Annotated in this window: 13 protein-coding genes; 11 read left to right on the top strand and 2 right to left on the bottom strand. The window is 67.8% G+C overall.

The genetic code is table 11. The annotated features are described in order from the left end of the window. The first annotated feature begins 43 nt into the window (after positions 1-43). The 3 genes from AWR35_RS03035 (at position 44) to AWR35_RS03025 (ending at position 7,035) form a co-directional block, all read left to right on the top strand. The gene (locus AWR35_RS03035; protein WP_058574485.1) at positions 44-2,752 is read left to right on the top strand and encodes a cation-transporting P-type ATPase; all 2,709 of its coding nucleotides are present in this window, start codon (positions 44-46) and stop codon (positions 2,750-2,752) included. 81 nt (positions 2,753-2,833) lie between these two features. After that, a complete protein-coding gene (locus AWR35_RS03030; protein ID WP_231723549.1) occupies positions 2,834-3,913 on the top strand; it encodes an efflux RND transporter periplasmic adaptor subunit in 1,080 nt (359 codons plus the stop codon). Beyond that, positions 3,910-7,035: an efflux RND transporter permease subunit gene (locus AWR35_RS03025; protein WP_058574484.1), complete on the top strand. Its 3,126-nt coding sequence runs from the start codon at positions 3,910-3,912 to the stop codon at positions 7,033-7,035. The genes AWR35_RS03030 and AWR35_RS03025 overlap by 4 nt, the downstream gene beginning before the upstream one ends. Here AWR35_RS03025 and AWR35_RS03020 read toward each other — a convergent pair. Continuing rightward, on the bottom strand, positions 7,032-8,315 hold the full coding sequence (locus AWR35_RS03020; RefSeq protein ID WP_058574483.1) for a DUF4010 domain-containing protein: 1,284 nt from the start codon (positions 8,313-8,315) through the stop codon (positions 7,032-7,034). The two genes, AWR35_RS03025 and AWR35_RS03020, sit on opposite strands and share 4 nt — an antisense overlap. Before the next feature lie 28 nt (positions 8,316-8,343). Further along, complete coding sequence (locus AWR35_RS03015; RefSeq protein ID WP_197408125.1) at positions 8,344-9,519, bottom strand: NAD(P)/FAD-dependent oxidoreductase; 1,176 nt, start codon at positions 9,517-9,519, stop codon at positions 8,344-8,346. A gap of 134 nt (positions 9,520-9,653) precedes the next feature. Here AWR35_RS03015 and AWR35_RS03010 point away from each other — a divergent pair, with 134 nt between their 5' ends. The 8 genes from AWR35_RS03010 to AWR35_RS02975 all read left to right on the top strand — a co-directional run bounded on the left by AWR35_RS03010 (position 9,654) and on the right by AWR35_RS02975 (position 16,328). Further along, complete coding sequence (locus AWR35_RS03010) at positions 9,654-10,127, top strand: YaiI/YqxD family protein (protein ID WP_058574481.1); 474 nt, start codon at positions 9,654-9,656, stop codon at positions 10,125-10,127. Next, positions 10,124-10,837, top strand: coding sequence for a DNA polymerase III subunit epsilon (dnaQ, locus tag AWR35_RS03005; protein WP_058574480.1), 714 nt, complete (start codon positions 10,124-10,126; stop codon positions 10,835-10,837). Before AWR35_RS03010 ends, dnaQ begins: the two co-directional genes overlap by 4 nt. Positions 10,838-10,974: 137 nt before the next feature. Further along, positions 10,975-11,556, top strand: coding sequence for an electron transport complex subunit RsxA (rsxA, locus tag AWR35_RS03000; RefSeq protein ID WP_058574661.1), 582 nt, complete (start codon positions 10,975-10,977; stop codon positions 11,554-11,556). Then, complete coding sequence (gene rsxB, locus AWR35_RS02995) at positions 11,556-12,146, top strand: electron transport complex subunit RsxB (protein ID WP_058574479.1); 591 nt, start codon at positions 11,556-11,558, stop codon at positions 12,144-12,146. Before rsxA ends, rsxB begins: the two co-directional genes overlap by 1 nt. After that, positions 12,139-13,851: an electron transport complex subunit RsxC gene (rsxC, locus tag AWR35_RS02990; RefSeq protein WP_058574478.1), complete on the top strand. Its 1,713-nt coding sequence runs from the start codon at positions 12,139-12,141 to the stop codon at positions 13,849-13,851. The genes rsxB and rsxC overlap by 8 nt, the downstream gene beginning before the upstream one ends. After that, on the top strand, positions 13,848-14,900 hold the full coding sequence (locus tag AWR35_RS02985; RefSeq protein WP_058574477.1) for an RnfABCDGE type electron transport complex subunit D: 1,053 nt from the start codon (positions 13,848-13,850) through the stop codon (positions 14,898-14,900). The genes rsxC and AWR35_RS02985 overlap by 4 nt, the downstream gene beginning before the upstream one ends. After that, positions 14,897-15,634, top strand: a complete 738-nt coding sequence (locus tag AWR35_RS02980; protein WP_058574476.1) for an RnfABCDGE type electron transport complex subunit G — start codon at positions 14,897-14,899, stop codon at positions 15,632-15,634. The genes AWR35_RS02985 and AWR35_RS02980 overlap by 4 nt, the downstream gene beginning before the upstream one ends. Then, complete coding sequence (locus AWR35_RS02975) at positions 15,627-16,328, top strand: electron transport complex subunit E (RefSeq protein ID WP_058574475.1); 702 nt, start codon at positions 15,627-15,629, stop codon at positions 16,326-16,328. The genes AWR35_RS02980 and AWR35_RS02975 overlap by 8 nt, the downstream gene beginning before the upstream one ends. Positions 16,329-16,367 lie beyond the last annotated feature (39 nt).

Raw genomic sequence — 16,367 nt, 5'->3', positions numbered from 1 at the left:
ACGACGGCGATCGACGACCTGTCCTCGGCGGGGGAGCGAGACCATGACGGAACATCCTCGACCAGACGAACGATGGCATAGCCAGCCGGCTCAGTCGGTGCTCGAGGCGCTGGAGTCGGGTCGTGACGGGCTGAGCGAGGATCAGATCGAGGGGCGGCGTGCCGAATACGGACCCAACCGTCTGCCGGAGGCACGGCGTCCCAGCGCATGGCGCCGCCTGCTGCGTCAGTTCCACAACATCCTCATCTACGTCCTGTTGGCCGCCTCGGTGGTGACGGCGCTGATGGCGCACTGGATCGACACCGCCGTGATCCTGGCGGTGGTGTTGGCCAATGCGGCGATCGGTTTCGTCCAGGAGGGGCGTGCCGAGCAGGCAATGGGCGCCATTCGCCGCATGCTGGCTCTGAAGGCCGGCGTGATCCGGGACGGACGTCGCCAGGCCGTGCCCGCCGAGGAACTGGTGCCCGGCGATGTCGTGCTGCTCGAGGCCGGCGACCGGGTGCCGGCCGACCTGCGCCTGCTTGGCGGACGCGACCTGCACGTTCAGGAGGCAATCCTGACCGGAGAGTCCGTCCCGGTAGAGAAGGGGAGTGAGCCGGTCGAGTCTAAAGCGTCCGTCGGCGACCGTCGCTCGATGGCCTTCAGTGGCACGCTGGTGACCCGTGGACAGGGGCGAGGGGTGGTCGTGGCGATCGGCGAGGCGACCGAGATCGGTCGTATTTCCGGGTTGCTCTCGGAGGTGGAGTCGTTGACCACGCCCCTGGTCGAGCAGATGGACCGCTTCGGCCGTTGGCTTACCGTGGTGATCCTGATGATCGCCGCGATGATTCTGCTCCTGGGCTTGTTCTGGCGCGAAATGGCGTTCCAGGAACTCTTCATTGCGGTGGTCGGGCTGTCGGTCGCCGCGATTCCCGAAGGCCTGCCGGCCGTGCTCACCATCACCCTGGCGATCGGCGTGCAGGCAATGGCCCGTCGCCAGGCGATCGTGCGGCGTCTGCCGGCAATCGAGACCGTCGGCTCGGTATCGGTCATCTGCACCGACAAGACCGGCACGCTGACGCGCAACGAGATGGCCGTGACCGTGGTTGCCGTGGCCGGGGCGGAATTCACGGTGACTGGCGAGAGCTACTCGCCGGTTGGCCAGATCGTCCATGACGACCGGCCCGTGGACCAGAGCGAAGGCAGCCTTCTCGAGGAAATGGCGCGCGCCGGGCTCCTCTGCAACGACGCCGGCCTCGTGCAGAAGCAGGAGGCCTGGCAGGTCGAGGGTGATCCGATGGAGGGCGCCCTGATTGCCTTTGCCGGCCGGGCGGGGCTGGATATCGATGCCGAGCGTGATCGCTGGCACCGCAGTGACTCGATCCCGTTCGACGCCGAGCACCGATTCATGGCGACGCTCGATCACGACCACGAAGGCCACGCCTGCCTGTTCGTCAAGGGGGCGCCGGAGAAGCTGCTCGCGATGTGCGCCCGGGAACGGGCCTTCGACGGCGATACGCGGGCGCTCGATGCCGAGTGGTGGCGGGATCGGGCCCACGACCTCGCCTCCCGGGGGCACCGCATGCTGGCCGTGGCGGCGCGCCCCGAGGACCCCGAGCGGACCGTGCTCGAGCGCGACGAGGTCGAGTCGGATCTGGTGTTCCTCGGCCTGTTCGGCCTGTCCGACCCGCCGCGGCCCGAAGTGCCCGATGCGGTGAACGAATGCCGCCGGGCAGGCATTCGCGTCAAGATGATTACCGGCGATCACGCGGGCACGGCGACGGCAATCGCCGCGGAGATCGGGCTGGAGCACGCCGACACGGCCCTGACCGGGGCGGATATCGAGGGACTGAGCGACGAGCAGCTCCGCCAGTGCGTTCTCGATGTCGATGTCTACGCCCGCACCAGTCCGGAACACAAGCTGCGACTGGTCGAGGCGCTGCAGGCACTCGGTCACAGCGTCGCCATGACGGGGGACGGGGTGAACGACGCGCCGGCTCTCAAGCGGGCGGATGCGGGTATCGCCATGGGGCAGCGAGGCAGCGAGGCGGCCAAGGAAGCGGCGGACGTGGTGCTCGCCGACGACAACTTCGCCTCGATCGTCGCCGGTATTCGCGAGGGGCGGACGGTCTACGACAACGTCAAGAAGGTGATCAGCTGGACGTTGCCGACCAACGCCGGCGAGTCGATGACCATCGTGGTCGCGCTGCTCGCCGGTCTGACCCTGCCGATCACGCCGATCCAGATCCTCTGGATCAACCTGGTGACGGCGACCACGCTCGGCCTGGCGCTTGCCTTCGAGCCCAGCGAGGAGGGGGTGATGAGCCGCCCACCCAGGCCCCGCGACGAGGGCGTGCTCTCCGGCGGCTGGTTGATCTACATCGCGGTGATGGCGGCCCTGTTCGTCGGGGCGGTCTTCGGCGTTTACCAGTACGCGATCAGCCAGGGCTACTCGCTGGAACTGGCACGCACGATGGCGATGAACACGCTGGTGGTGCTCGAGATCGTGCAGCTGTTCTTCATTCGCGGCCTGCACAACGCCCGGTTCCGCTTCGACCTGCTACGTGCCACACGCCCCGTCTGGCTGGCGGTGATCGGCGTGATGGTCGCGCAGCTCATGATCACCTACCTGCCAGCGATGCAATCGGTGTTCGCCACCGAGGCCGTTTCCCTGTTCGATGGCGTGCTGATTCTCGCGGTTGGGCTGGTCTCGTTTTTCCTCATGGAAGGCTACAAGGTGATCGGTCGACGGCTTTCCCCCTCATGGCACTGAGCATGCCGGGCGTGAGGGTTATCATCGGAACGATGCCTTGCACCTGTCGCTGAAGAACGACAGATCACACGGGCCATGGTCATGACAAAAAAATGGATCGCGGACAATGCCGGCTGGATCGTGATCGTCCTCGCCGTGTTCGGGCTTGCCGTCTGGGTGCTGACCGGCGACTCCGAACATGCCGAGGAGCGATCGGCCAGTCGCCCTGACGCGGCAGTGACCGTCGCGTTGTCCACGCGCCATGCCGAACCGGTCGAGCGGCTCCTGACGCTGCAGGGTGCGGTGGAGCCCCATCAGGTCGTCGATGTCCGGGCGCGCACCGCCGGTCAGGTGGTCGAGACCCCGCTGTCGGAGGGGGCGACGGTGGAACCGGGCGAGCTGGTTGCCCGGCTGGCGATGGACGATCGTGAGGCTCGTCTGCGCGAGGCCGAGGCGGCGGCACGCCAGGCGCGCAGCGACTACCAGGCCGCGATGCGGCTTGCCGACCAGGGGTTTCAGGCCCGACTGGCCGCCGAGCAGGCCGAGGCCGCGCTGGAGGCTGCCCGCGCCCGGGTCGCCGCGATCGAGCTCGACATCGCCCGCACCCGCATCGAGGCGCCGATCGGCGGCATCCTCGATCGGCTGATCGCCCGGCCTGGCGACGTGATCGCCGCCGGCGATCCAGTGGTCGAGATCGTCGAGAACGACCCGCTGCGCGCGGTGGTGAGCATCCCGCAGCATCGCGTCCACGAGGCCCGGGAAGGTCAGACGGCGCGCGTGGTGTTCCTGGACGGCGAGCAGCGCGTCGGCCGGCTTGAGTACGTGTCGGTGATGGCCGATCCGCAGACACGCACCTTCCGGGCACGTATCTCGGTGCCGAACCCCGAGCGTGACTTGCCGGCCGGCACCAGCGTGACCGTGGAGATACCCGTCGACAAGGTGCCTGCCCACGCCGTGTCGCCGGCGCTGATCGGCCAGGACGAGGATGGTCGGCTGGGCGTCAAGGTGGCTGTCGAGACCGGGCAGGGGGTGCGGGCGCGTTTCCTGCCAGTCGAGCCCGTGCGTGCCGATGCCAGCCGGATCTGGGTGACCGGCCTGCCCGAAACGGTGCGGCTGATCACCCTGGGTCACGGCTTCGTCCGTGACGGCGACCCGATCGAGGTGGCCGGAGATAGTCCATGAACCGCTTGATCGGCGCGCTTTTCGCCCGCTCACGCAGCGTGCTGCTGGTTCTGCTTGCCCTGCTTGCTGCCGGCGGGATTGCCTACGTGTCGATCGCCAAGGAGGCGGCGCCGGATGTCGACGTGCCGATCTTCTTCGTCTCGGTGTCGTACCCCGGCATTTCCCCTGAGGACAGCGAGCGGCTGCTGATCCGGCCGCTGGAGCGTGAACTGTCGACGATCGAGGGGCTCGACGAGGTTCGGGCCAGCGCCGGCGAAGGTTTCGCGCTGCTGCGTCTGGACTTCCATCCCGGCTACGACAATCGCCGGGCACTCGCGTATGTGCGCGAGGAGGTCGACCTGGTCCGTCCGGATCTGCCGCCCGGGGCCGAGGAGCCGGTGGTCACCGAAGTCGACCTGTCGATGTTTCCGGTGCTTACCGCCGCGCTGTCGGGTTCCGTGCCCGAGTCGACGTTGGTCCGCATCGCGCGTGACCTGCGCGATCGCATCGAGGCGGTGCCGGGTGTGCTCGAGGTCGAGGTCGGCGGCGAGCGCGAGGACCTGCTGGAGGTCATGGTCGACCCCCGGACGCTCGAGACCTACGAACTGCCCTACAACGAGCTGATCGCGGCGCTCGCCCGCAACAATCAGCTGGTCGCCGCCGGGGCGATGGACACGGGCGCCGGCCGGGTCAGCATCAAGGTTCCCGGCGTGATCGAATCGGTCGAGGATATCCTCGAGATGCCGGTGATTGCCTTCGAGGGCACCGTGGTCACCTTCGACGAGGTGGCTACGGCGCGGCGTACCTTCAAGGATCCCGAAGGCTTCGCCCGCATCGACGGCCAGCCGGCGATCTCGCTGGAGATCCGCAAGCGTGGCGGTGCCAATATCCTCGATACCGTCGCCGCGGCCCGCCAGATCATCGATGAAGCCAGCCATGACTGGCTTGGCGGGGTCGAGGTGCGTTACCTGCAGGACCAGGCACGTGATGTCCGCGACCTGCTGGGTGATCTGGAGAACCACGTCCTCATCGCCATTCTGCTGGTGATGCTGGTCATCGTCGCTGCGCTCGGTGGTCGCTCGTCGTGGCTGGTGGGGCTGTCGATACCCGGGGCGTTTCTCGGCGGGATACTGGTCCTGTACCTGCTGGGCTACACCCTGAACATCGTGGTCCTGTTCTCGTTGATCCTCGTGGTGGGGATGCTGGTCGACGGGGCGATCGTGGTGATCGAACAGGCGGACCGCTACCTTGCCGAGGGGCGTGCCGGCACCGCTTACCGGGATGCGGCCCAGCGCATGGCCTGGCCGATCATCGCCTCGGTGATCACCACGCTGGCGGTCTTTCTGCCGATGCTGTTCTGGCCCGGGATGGTGGGCGAGTTCATGTTCTACCTGCCGGCGACGGTGATCATCACGCTGCTGATGTCGCTGGCCATGGCGCTGGTGTTCATCCCGGTGCTGGCCGCCTCGCTGGGCGCCGATCGCCCCAGTCGTCCCGAGCAGGTAAGGCATATCCGCGCGGCCGAAGCCGGGCGTTTCGACGAGCTCGACGGTGGCACCGGTCGTTACGTGGCCCTGCTCCGCTGGACCGTGGTTCATCCGGCGCAGACGCTTGCCATCGCCCTGGTCGTGACCGGTGGCCTGTTTGTCGCCTACGCCGAGCTGGGGCGGGGGGTCGACTTCTTTCCCGAGATCGAGCCGCGTTTCGCGCAGATTCAGGTGCAGGCGCGCGGCGATCTCTCGGTCTGGGAGGCGGACGACCTGGTGCGTTCGGTCGAGGCGCGACTGCTCGATCGCCCCTCGTTGAAGACGGTCTATGCCCGCACCATCGGCTCGCCACGGGACCGGCTGGTTCAGGACTACGCCGAGGACGTGATCGGTGTGATCCAGCTGGAGTTCGTCGACTGGCAGCGCCGGCCGCCGGCCGCCGAGATACTCGATCGGCTGCGTGCCGATCTTGCCGACATTCCCGGGGTGCGACTGCAGTTTCTCACGCAGTCGGGCGGGCCGGAGGAGGGCAAGCCCGTCGTGCTCGAGGTGGCCGGTGAGCGCAAGGGGGCGTCGGTCAGGCAGCTGGCCGCGGGGATCGAGCACTTGCGCGAGGGAATGCGGGCTGTCGGCGGTTTCGTCGATGTCGAGGACGACCGGCCGCTGCCGGGCGTGGAGGTGCGGCTGGAGGTCGACCACCGCGAGGCGGCCCGTTTCGGTGCCGATGTGAACCTCCTCGGCCGGGCGGTGCAGATGCTCACCCGCGGCGTGGAGCTGGGCGATTATCGGCCGGTGGATGCCGACGAGGAGGTCGAGATCCGGGTGCGCTTTCCTTTCGACGAGCGCAACCTCGCCCAGCTGGTCAACCTGCGGGTGCCCACCCAGGCGGGCCTTGTGCCGGTGCGAAACTTTGTCGAATTCGTGCCGGCGCCGAAGACGGGGATCATCAACCGGGTCGACGGCCGGCGCACCTTCACCATCGAGGCGGACGTCGCTCCCGGCCGGCTGGTCGACGAACGCGTGCGGGCGCTGACCGAATGGCTGGACGGCCACCCCATGCCGCCGGGGCTGCAGCTGGCGGTGCGCGGCCAGCAGGAGGAGCAGGCGGAGGCTGGCCGGTTTCTTACAGCGGCCTTCGTGGTGGCGATCGCGCTGATGTTCCTCACCCTTGTCACCCAGTTCAACAGCCTTTATCAGGCCGGCCTGGTGCTGAGCGCCATCGTGATCTCGACCGGCGGGGTGCTGCTGGCGCTGATCCTGCGCGGCGAGCCGTTCTCGATCGTGATGAGTGGCATTGGCGTGATCGCACTGGCCGGCGTGGTGGTCAATGACAACATCGTCCTGATCGACACCTTCAACCAGCTGCGCCGCGAGGGTATCCCGGCCGACGAGGCGGCGCTGCGCACCGGCGCGCAGCGTCTGCGGCCGGTGGTGCTGACCAGTGTGACCACCGTGCTCGGGCTTGCGCCGATGGTCTTCGGTCTGACCATCGATCTGATCGGCCGTGAATTCAGCATCGGTGCGCCTTCGACCCAGTACTGGGTGCAGCTTGCCACCGCAATTGCCGGCGGGCTGATTGCCGCCACCATGCTGACCCTGCTGTTCACGCCGTCGATGCTCGCCTGGGTCGAGCGGCGAGCAAGCAAGCCTGCCTAGATCAGCAGCCAGGCGGTGAGCAGGCCACCGGCGAGCGAAACGATCATGGGCGCGGCGACATGCAGTCCCAGCCGGCGGGTGCCGATGCTGCCGGCGATTCCGGTCTTGACGATGTTGTTCACCGCCGAGGCGATGATGATGCCCAGCACGGCGGTGTGGATGTCGATGCTGTCGCGTGCCATGCGGGTCAGCGACAGGTTGATCGCATCCACGTCGGCCACGCCCGAGGAGGCAGCCAGCAGGTAGATGCCGGCACTGCCGAGCCACTCGCGCAGCCATTCGCCGGCGAGCATGATCACGGTCAGCAGGGCGCCGAACAGCAGCGCGGAGTTCAGGTCGAGCGGGTTCTGCGTCAGCTGCGGCTGCTTGATCGTGCTGCGATGCCGGGCGTGTTGCCACATGAAGGCGGCCGGGACGATCAGCAGCACCGTCATTACCACCACCGGCCACAACAGCGCATCGAAGATGGGCGGGTGCACTGCCGTGGCCACCAGCAGTACCCGCGGGAACATGGTGCCGCAGGCGATCAGGATGCCGACGGCGAGCATCGGGTCCAGTTCGGGCAGGCGGCGTGACTGGCGGGCAAAGTGCAGCGTCAGTGCCGTCGACGAGCTCAGGCCCGCGAACAGACTGGTGAACAGGATGCCCTTCTCGGCGCCGCCGACGCGGATGGCGAAGTAGCCGACGAACGAGATCGAGGCGATCAGCACCACCATCCACCAGATCTGGTAGGGATTGAGCGCGCCGCCCGGTCCCAGCGGTTCGTTGGGCAGCAGGGGCAGCATCACCGCGCTGATCAGCAGCAGCTTGAAGGCGGCGTCCAGCTCGCGCGCCTCGAGCTTTTTCAGCAGGCCGTGAATTTCTTCCTTGTTGTCGAGGATCATCGCGGTCACCACCGCCGCCGCGGTGGCGACCACCACGTCGACCGCCACGGCGACGGCCCCTAGGCAGAAGGTGATCAGCAGACCGACGCTGTCGGTGATGCTGAAATTGCGCACCGACTGGGCCCGGGTGCGCCAGGCCACCAGCGCCACGGCAGTGACGGCGAGCAGCAGGGTGGGGAAGGCCCAGTCGGTCAGCTCTGTCGAGAGCAGGGCGGCGAGCCCGCCGAGCAGGCCCAGCAGTGCGTGGGTGCGGATGCCGGCAATCCGCTCGCCGGCTTCCTTCTGTCGGCTCGACCAGCCGCGTTCCAGGCCGATCAGCGCCCCCAGCAGAAGGGAGACCGTCAGCAACACCAGTGACTGGTTTTCCTGCAGAAACTGACCGGTCAGACTGTCCATGCCCACCCCGTTGTCCGCGTCGTTCGTCTCAGGCCACCTGGCCGGCGGCGACCCCGGAGGCCCAGGCCCATTGGAAATTGTGGCCGCCGAGGTGGCCGGTCACGTCGACCACCTCGCCAATGAAGAATAGACCCGGCTGGTCGCGCGCTTCCATGCTTTGCGAGGACAGTGCGCGGGTGTCGACCCCGCCGAGTGTCACTTCGGCGGTGCGGTAGCCCTCGGTGCCGGCCGGGTTGACCGCCCAGCGCTGCAGGTGGTCGGCGACGGTGGCGATGTCGTCGCGCGAATATTCCTGCAACGGACCCGACCAGCCGTGCCAGTCGCAAAGCACGCGGACCAGCCGGCGCGGCAGGTGCTCGTCGAGATACTGCAGCACCGTGCCTTGCGGGTGTCGGGCGCGTCGTTCGGCCAGCTCGGCGGCGACGTCACGGCCGGGCAACAGGTCGATGACCAGTGGTTCACCCGGCTGCCAGAAGCTCGAGATCTGCAGCATCGCCGGGCCCGACAGGCCGCGATGAGTGAACAGCATCGGCTCCTCGAAGCGCATCCCGCCCGCGGTCACGGCCACGGGCACGCTGATGCCGGCCAGCGGAGCGAGGCGTTCCTTGAGCGCGGGATGCAGGGTGAAGGGCACCAGCCCGGCGCGTGTGGGCAGCACCGTCAGGCCGAACTGGCGGGCGACCTCGTAGCCGAACGGGGTCGCGCCCATGGTCGGGATCGACAGCCCGCCGGTGGCGATCACCAGCGACTCGGTGGTGACGGGGCCAGACGCGGTGCGCAGGCGGTAGCCGCCGGAGATCACCTCGATCGCCTCGACCCCGGTCTTCATGCGTACCTCGGCGCCGGCCCAGTCGCACTCGGTCAGCAGCATGTCGACGATCTCACGCGCCTTGCCGGCACAGAACAGCTGGCCCGGGGCCTTCTCGACGTAGTCGATGCCGTGGCGCTCGACCAGTTCGAGAAAGGCCGACGGCGGGTAGCGCTTGAGTGCCGAGATGCAGAAGCGCGGGTTGGCCGAGAGAAACTGGTTCGGCGTGCTGTTGAGGTTGGTGAAGTTGCAGCGCCCGCCACCGGACATCAGGATCTTCTGGCCCGCCTTGCGGGCATGATCGAGCACCAGCACCCGGCGGCCGCGGTAGCCGGCGGTGGCCGCGCACATCAGGCCGGCCGCGCCCGCGCCGATGATCACCACGTCGAAGTCCATGTTCGGTCCTGTCTGGGCTGAATGACGGGGCATGATAGCAATCGTGGTGCGCCGCGATCTCGACGGGCTCACGTATCATCGGGGACCGATCATTTACCGCCCGCCCGGTTCGGGCGAGTGCCGAGGAGAACCGCTTGTCCATCTGGGTTGATGCCGATGCCTGTCCGGGGCCGATCAAGACGATGCTGTTCCGTGCCGCCGACCGGGTGGGCGTGGACGTCGTGCTGGTGGCCAATCATCCGCTGCCGACGCCGCGTTCCCGTCGGGTCAGCTTCCTGCAGGTGGCACCGGGCTTCGATGTCGCCGACAATGCCATCGTCGAGCGGGTGAGCCCGGGCGAGCTGGTGATCACCGCCGACATCGAGCTGGCCGCCGAGGTGCTGGCCAAGGGCGCGGCGGCGATCAGCCCGCGTGGCGAGGCGTATTCCGCCGAGTCCATCCGTGGCCGGCAGGCCCAGCGGGAGTTCATGCAGACCCTGCGCGAGAGCGGGGTGGCCACCGGCGGACCGCCGCCGCTGGGACCGAAGGACAAGCAGGCATTCGCCAGCGCCCTGGAGCGCTGGTTGAACCAATATCAACGCCAAAGCGGAAGCGAGAACCGTCGATGACACTGCGACAGATCGTTCTGGATACCGAAACCACCGGCATGCCGGTCGAGGAAGGCCACCGGCTGATCGAGATCGGCGCGGTCGAGCTGGTCGAGCGGCGCCTGACGCACCGCAACTACCACCAGTACCTCAACCCCGAGCGGGCAGTGGATGCCGGTGCCTTCGCCGTCCACGGGCTGTCGAACGACTTTCTGGAGAACAAGCCGCGCTTTGCCGAGGTGGTCGAGGAGTTCCTCGACTACGTCCGCGGCGCGGAGCTGATCATCCACAACGCGGCGTTCGACGTCGGCTTTCTCGACGCCGAGCTCAAGCGCGCCGGCTTCCCGCCCCTGTCCGAGCACGTCGACCTGGTCACCGACTCGCTCGCCATCGCCCGCGACAAGCACCCGGGGCAGCGCAACAGTCTCGATGCGCTGTGTCGCCGCTACCAGATCGACAACTCCGATCGCACCCTGCACGGCGCGCTGCTGGACTCCGAGATCCTCGCCGACGTCTATCTCGCCCTGACCGGCGGGCAGTGGGACCTCTCGTTCGACAATCCCGCCGAGACGGCCACGGCCGGCCAGGCCGCGCTCGGCACGATCCCGAGCGACCGGCCGCGGCTGCGAGTGATCGAGCCCGAGGCGGAGGCCGCTACGGCCCACGCCGACTGGGTCGAGCGGCTGAAGAAGGTGGACGAGGGGTTTACCTGGCCCGGCATCGGTTCCTGATTCGGTCACGGGGTTGAACGAACCGAATGGTATGATTGAACATACCGGTTCGCGGCCCTCGGCACTTCCTTGTTACCATTCGCCGCATAAAGTGCCGGCCCCGTCGGCGCGGTTTCCGGGACGCACGGTAGGTGGCCTTGACTGAATACATCCTCATCCTGATCAGCACCATCCTGGTCAACAACTTCGTGCTGGTGAAATTCCTCGGCCTGTGCCCGTTTCTCGGGGTATCGAACAAGGTCGAGACGGCCATCGGCATGTCGTTGGCGACCACCTTCGTGCTGACACTCTCGGCGATCGCGAGTTACGTCACGCATGCCTGGCTGCTCGAGCCGCTGGGGCTGGGCTACCTGCGCACGATCATGTTCATCGTGGTGATCGCCGTGGTGGTCAACTTCACCGAGATGATGGTGAGAAAGACCAGCCCGCTGCTGCACAACGTGCTGGGTATCTACCTGCCGCTGATCACCACCAACTGCGCCGTGCTGGGCGTGGCGCTGCTCAACGTCCAGCAGGCGAACAGCTTCATCGAGTCGGCGCTGTACGGCTTTGGCGCCTCGGTGGGCTTCTCGATGGTGCTGATCCTGTTTTCCGCTCTGCGTGAGCGGCTGGCCGCGGCGGACGTGCCGGCGGCCTTCGAAGGGGTGCCGATCGCCCTGGTCACGGCCGGGCTGATGGCACTGGGTTTCATGGGCTTTGCCGGGATGGTGACCGTCTGATGTGGCTGGCGATTCTTCTTGCCGTCGGGCTGGCGATCCTGTTCGGGGTGCTGCTGGGGCTGGCGGCGCAGTTCTTCCGGGTCGAGGGCAACCCGCTCGCCGATCGGATCGACGAGCTGTTGCCGCAGACGCAGTGCGGCCAGTGCGGCTATCCCGGCTGCAAGCCGTACGCCGAGGCGATGGCCAAGGGCGAGGCGGACATCAACCGCTGCCCGCCGGGCGGCGAGTCGACCATCCGCAATCTCGCCGATCTGCTCGACGTGGAGTTCAAGCCGCTCGACGATGACCTCGAGATTCAGGAGGTCAAGACCCTCGCGATCATCGACGAGGAGGTCTGCATCGGCTGTACCAAGTGCATCCAGGCCTGCCCGGTCGACGCGATCCTGGGTGCTGCCAAGCAGATGCACACCGTGATCGAGGACGAGTGCACCGGCTGCGAGTTGTGCGTCGAGCCGTGCCCGGTCGACTGCATCGACATGGTGCCGGTCGAGGAAGGCGTGGAGGCCTACCGCTTCCCGATGCCCGAGTCCGCCCACCCCGTACCTACCCGCGGTCCGGCCGCTCGTCAGGAGGCACCGGCCCATGCCTGAGGCGCGCGCGACGGTCTCGCCGGGACTGCACGGCTTTCACGGCGGTCTGGATGTCGAGCCCCGCAAGGCACCGGCCTGTGACCGGCCCATCGGCGAGATGCCGCTGGTCGACGAGTACGTCCTGCCGCTGCACATGCACATCGGCGCCCCGGCCATCCCGGTGGTGTCGGTGGGCGATCACGTTCGCCGCGGCCAGCTCCTGGCCCGTCCGGACGATTTCATCTCCGCGGCCATCCACGCCCCGACCTCCGGGGTGATCAAGGCGATCGAGCCGCGCGGGCTGCCGCATCCGGGTGGTCTGTCGGCACAAAGCATCGTGCTGGCTGCCGACGGCGAGGACCGAGCGGCCGACCCCTTTCCCCCGTGGCCCGACTATGAGGACAAGAGCCCGGTAGAGATCCGCTCGCGCCTGCGCGAGGCCGGCATCGTCGGCCTGGGTGGGGCGGTCTTCCCGACGGCCGTGAAGCTTGCCACCGCCAACCCGGGCGGGGTGGAGACGCTGGTGCTCAACGGCGCCGAGTGCGAACCGTATATCTCCTGCGACGACCGCCTGATGCAGGAGGCGCCCGAGACCATCATCCGTGGGGCGCAGATGATGCTGCACGCGGTGGGTGCGGCCCGTTGCCTGATCGGCATCGAGGACAACAAGCCGCGGGCGGTCGAGGCGCTGCAGGCGGTGATCGACCGGCTGGCGGCCGAGGAAAACGAGGACCGTTTCGCCATCAAGGTGGTGCCGAGCATCTACCCGGCCGGCGGCGAGAAGCAGCTGATCCGCACGCTCACCGGCATCGAGGTGCCGCGCAACCGTCACGTCACCGACTACCAGCTGCTGTGCCTGAACGTCGGTACGGTGGCCAACAGCTGGCATGCGGTGGTCGAGGGACGGGCGCTGACCGAGCGGGTGGTAACCGTCACCGGCGGTGGCGTCGCCGAACCGCAGAACTTCCGCGTGCGCATCGGCACGCCGATGGCGAAGGTGATCGAGGCGGCCGGCGGCTACACCGAGGGCGTCGACCGCCTGTTGATGGGCGGGCCGATGATGGGATTCGCCCTGCACGAGGACGAGGTGCCGGTGGTCAAGGCGACCAACTGCCTGCTGGCAATGCGCCCGGTCGACCGTGACCCGGCACCCGCGCCGCAACCCTGCATCCGCTGCTCGCGCTGCTCGGAGGCCTGCCCTGCCGACCTGCTGCCGCAGCAGCTCTACTGGTACGCCCGCGCCCAGCAGTTCGACCGCAGCCACGACTACCACCTGTTCGACTGCATCGAATGCGGTGTCTGTTCGGCGGTCTGCCCGTCGCACATTCCGCTGGTGCAGTACTTCCGCCACGCCAAGACCGAGATCTGGTCGGCCGAGCGCGAGAAGGCCAAGGCCGAGCACGCCCGGCGACGGTTCGAATTCCACAACGAGCGCATCGAACGGCAGAAGGCCGAGCGCGAGGCCGCCCTGGCGAAAAAGCGCGCCGCGGTAAAGGCCGCCCAGGAGAAGGCCGCCGCCGAGGACGCGGACGGGGATAAGGCGGGCGGCAAGGCGGCTAAGCCGGAGGGCGAGGAGAAATCCACCGCGGCAATGAGCATCGAGGCCGCCCGCGCCCGGGCCAAGGCCCGCAAGGCACGCGTGCAGCGGGGCGAGGCCTCGTCCGATGCGCCGCCCGCCAACGGCGAGGCGAGTGACTCACCCGAACGGCCGGGAGGGTCGTCATGAAGTTTCCGGTCCAGACATCGCCGCACGTCGAGGCGCCTTCGAGCGTTGCCGATGTGATGACCACGGTGCTGTGGGCCTTGGTGCCCGGTACCGTCGCCGCCATCTGGCTGCTGGGCTGGGGCGTGCTGATCAACGTCCTGCTCGCCGTCGGTGCCGCCTGGCTGGCCGAGGCGCTGATGCTGTGGCTGCGGGCGCGGCCGTTTCGCCCGGCACTGACCGACCGCTCGGTGCTGATCACCGGCTGGATCCTGGCGCTGTGTCTGCCCAACCTTGCGCCATGGTGGTTGCCGGTGGTCGGTGCGGTGTTTGCCGTGGTGGTCGCCAAGCAGCTCTACGGTGGGATCGGCTACAACCTGTTCAACCCGGCGATGGTCGGTTACGTGGTGCTGCTGGTGTCCTTCCCCGAGGCGATGACCCGCTGGGGCGCGCCGATCGAAGACGGGGCGGCCAGCCTGTCGTTCGCCGAGGCATTGCAGTGGAGCCTGTTCGGTGTGCTGCCGGGCGGGATGGCTTTTGATGCCCTGAGCCAGGCCACGCCGCTCGACCAGTGGCGCATGGTGCTGACCCAGGGCGGCGAGGTGGCCGGTGCGGGTGCCTCGATCTGGCAGGGTGGCGGCTGGTCGCTCTGGCTCAATCTCGCCTTCCTGGCCGGCGGGGCGTGGATGCTCTGGCGCGGTGCGATCCGCTGGCACATTCCCGTGGCCATGATTGTCGGCGTGCTCGTCATGGCAACCCTGCTGTGGGGGATCGACCCCGAGCGCTTCGCCGATCCGCTGTTCCACCTTGTCGGTGGCGGGGTGATCTTCGGTGCCCTGTTCGTTGCCACCGATCCCGTGACCGCCTCGACCACGCCGCGCGGGCGGCTGGTGTTCGGTTTCGGCATCGGCGTGCTTGCCGTGCTGATTCGCAGCTTCGGCAACTATCCCGACGGGGTGGCCTTCGCGATCCTGCTGATGAATCTCGCGGTGCCACTGATCGACTACTACACGCAGCCGGCGGTGTTCGGTCGCAAGGGCCGGGCCGGTGCCGGCGAGGAGAAGGGCTCGTGAAGGATCTGGAGCTCAGGCGCGTCGTGATCACCACGGTGATCCTGGCGGTGTTCTTCGGCCTGGGCGTGGGCTTCGTCGCCTACACCCAGCAGAAGACGGCGGACCAGATCGAGCTCAACCGCCAGGCGGTACTGCTTGGTCAGATCATGGCCGTGCTCGGTAGCGAGACCCACGACAACAACCCGGCCGAGGACGCCTTCGTCCTGCCGGATCCGCAAGCGCTCAACCTCGGCGAGCCGGTAATCACCCCGCCCGACGACGATGTACTGCCGGCCTCGCTGACGGTCGAGGAACGCGAGCGGGCCATGGAGGCCAGTCAGCTGGGCTTTCGCGCTCGCGAGGCCGGCCGGGTCACGGCGGTGGCCATCCCGGTGGTCACCCATCGCGGCTATAGCGGTGATATCCGTCTGCTGGTCGGTGTGGATGCGGATGCCGTGATCACCGGCGTGCGGGTGCTCGAACAGAACGAGACCCCCGGGCTGGGCGACAAGATCAAGGCCGACAAGACCGACTGGATAAGCGACTTCACCGGCCGTCGTCTCGGTGCCCCGCCGCTCGAGGACTGGGCGGTGAGGAAGGACGGTGGCGTCTTCGACCAGTTCACCGGCGCCACGATCTCGCCGCGGGCGGTGGTCGAGGCGGTCGAGGACGTGTTGCTGTACGTGCGCGAACATCGTCGCCAGCTGTTCGAACAGCCGGTAGGCGACCAAGGGGAGGAGCATGACGATGGCTGAGCCGCGCTTGTCCGAACTGGCCCTCGACGGGCTGTGGAAGAACAACCCGGCACTGGTGCAGGTGCTGGGGCTGTGTCCGTTGCTGGCGATCTCCAACACCACGGTCAACGCGATCGGGCTTGCCATTGCCACGCTGGTGACACTGGTGGTCTCCAACGGCGTGGTCTCGCTGATTCGTGACTGGGTGCGCCCGGAGGTCCGACTGCCGGTCTACGTGATGGTGATCGCCTCGGTGGTGACCATCATCGAGCTGATCATGAATGCGCACTTCCACTCGCTCTACAACACGCTCGGCATCTTCATTCCGCTGATCGTGACCAACTGCATCATCATCGCCCGCGCCGAGGGGTTCGCCTCGCGTCACGCCTTCGGCTTTTCGGTGTTCGACGGTTTCGTCATGGGGGCCGGATTCGGCCTGGTGCTCATCACCCTGGGTGCCATGCGTGAGCTGATCGGCTTCGGCACGCTGCTGGCGGGCGCCGAGCAGCTGTTCGGCCCGATGGCCGTCGACTGGGGCGTGCGTATCCTGCCCGAGCGGATGACCTTCCTGCTGGCCCTGATGCCGCCGGGCGCCTTCATCGGGCTGGGTCTGTTGGTCGCCTTCAAGCAGGCAGTCGATCAGCGCACGGCCCGTCGTGCCCGTGCCGCCCGGGCCGCCCGCAGCGGTGAACCGGCTGCCGACGCGGTCGGCTGAAATAGCGGTCGCCAGCTGCTAAGACTGTCCCTTTCGTCC

The organism is Guyparkeria sp. WRN-7, assembly GCF_001641825.1.
Lineage (GTDB): Bacteria > Pseudomonadota > Gammaproteobacteria > Halothiobacillales > Halothiobacillaceae > Guyparkeria.
Note: the sequence above shows the minus strand (reverse complement) of the source record. Positions and strands in the feature narration are given on the sequence as shown.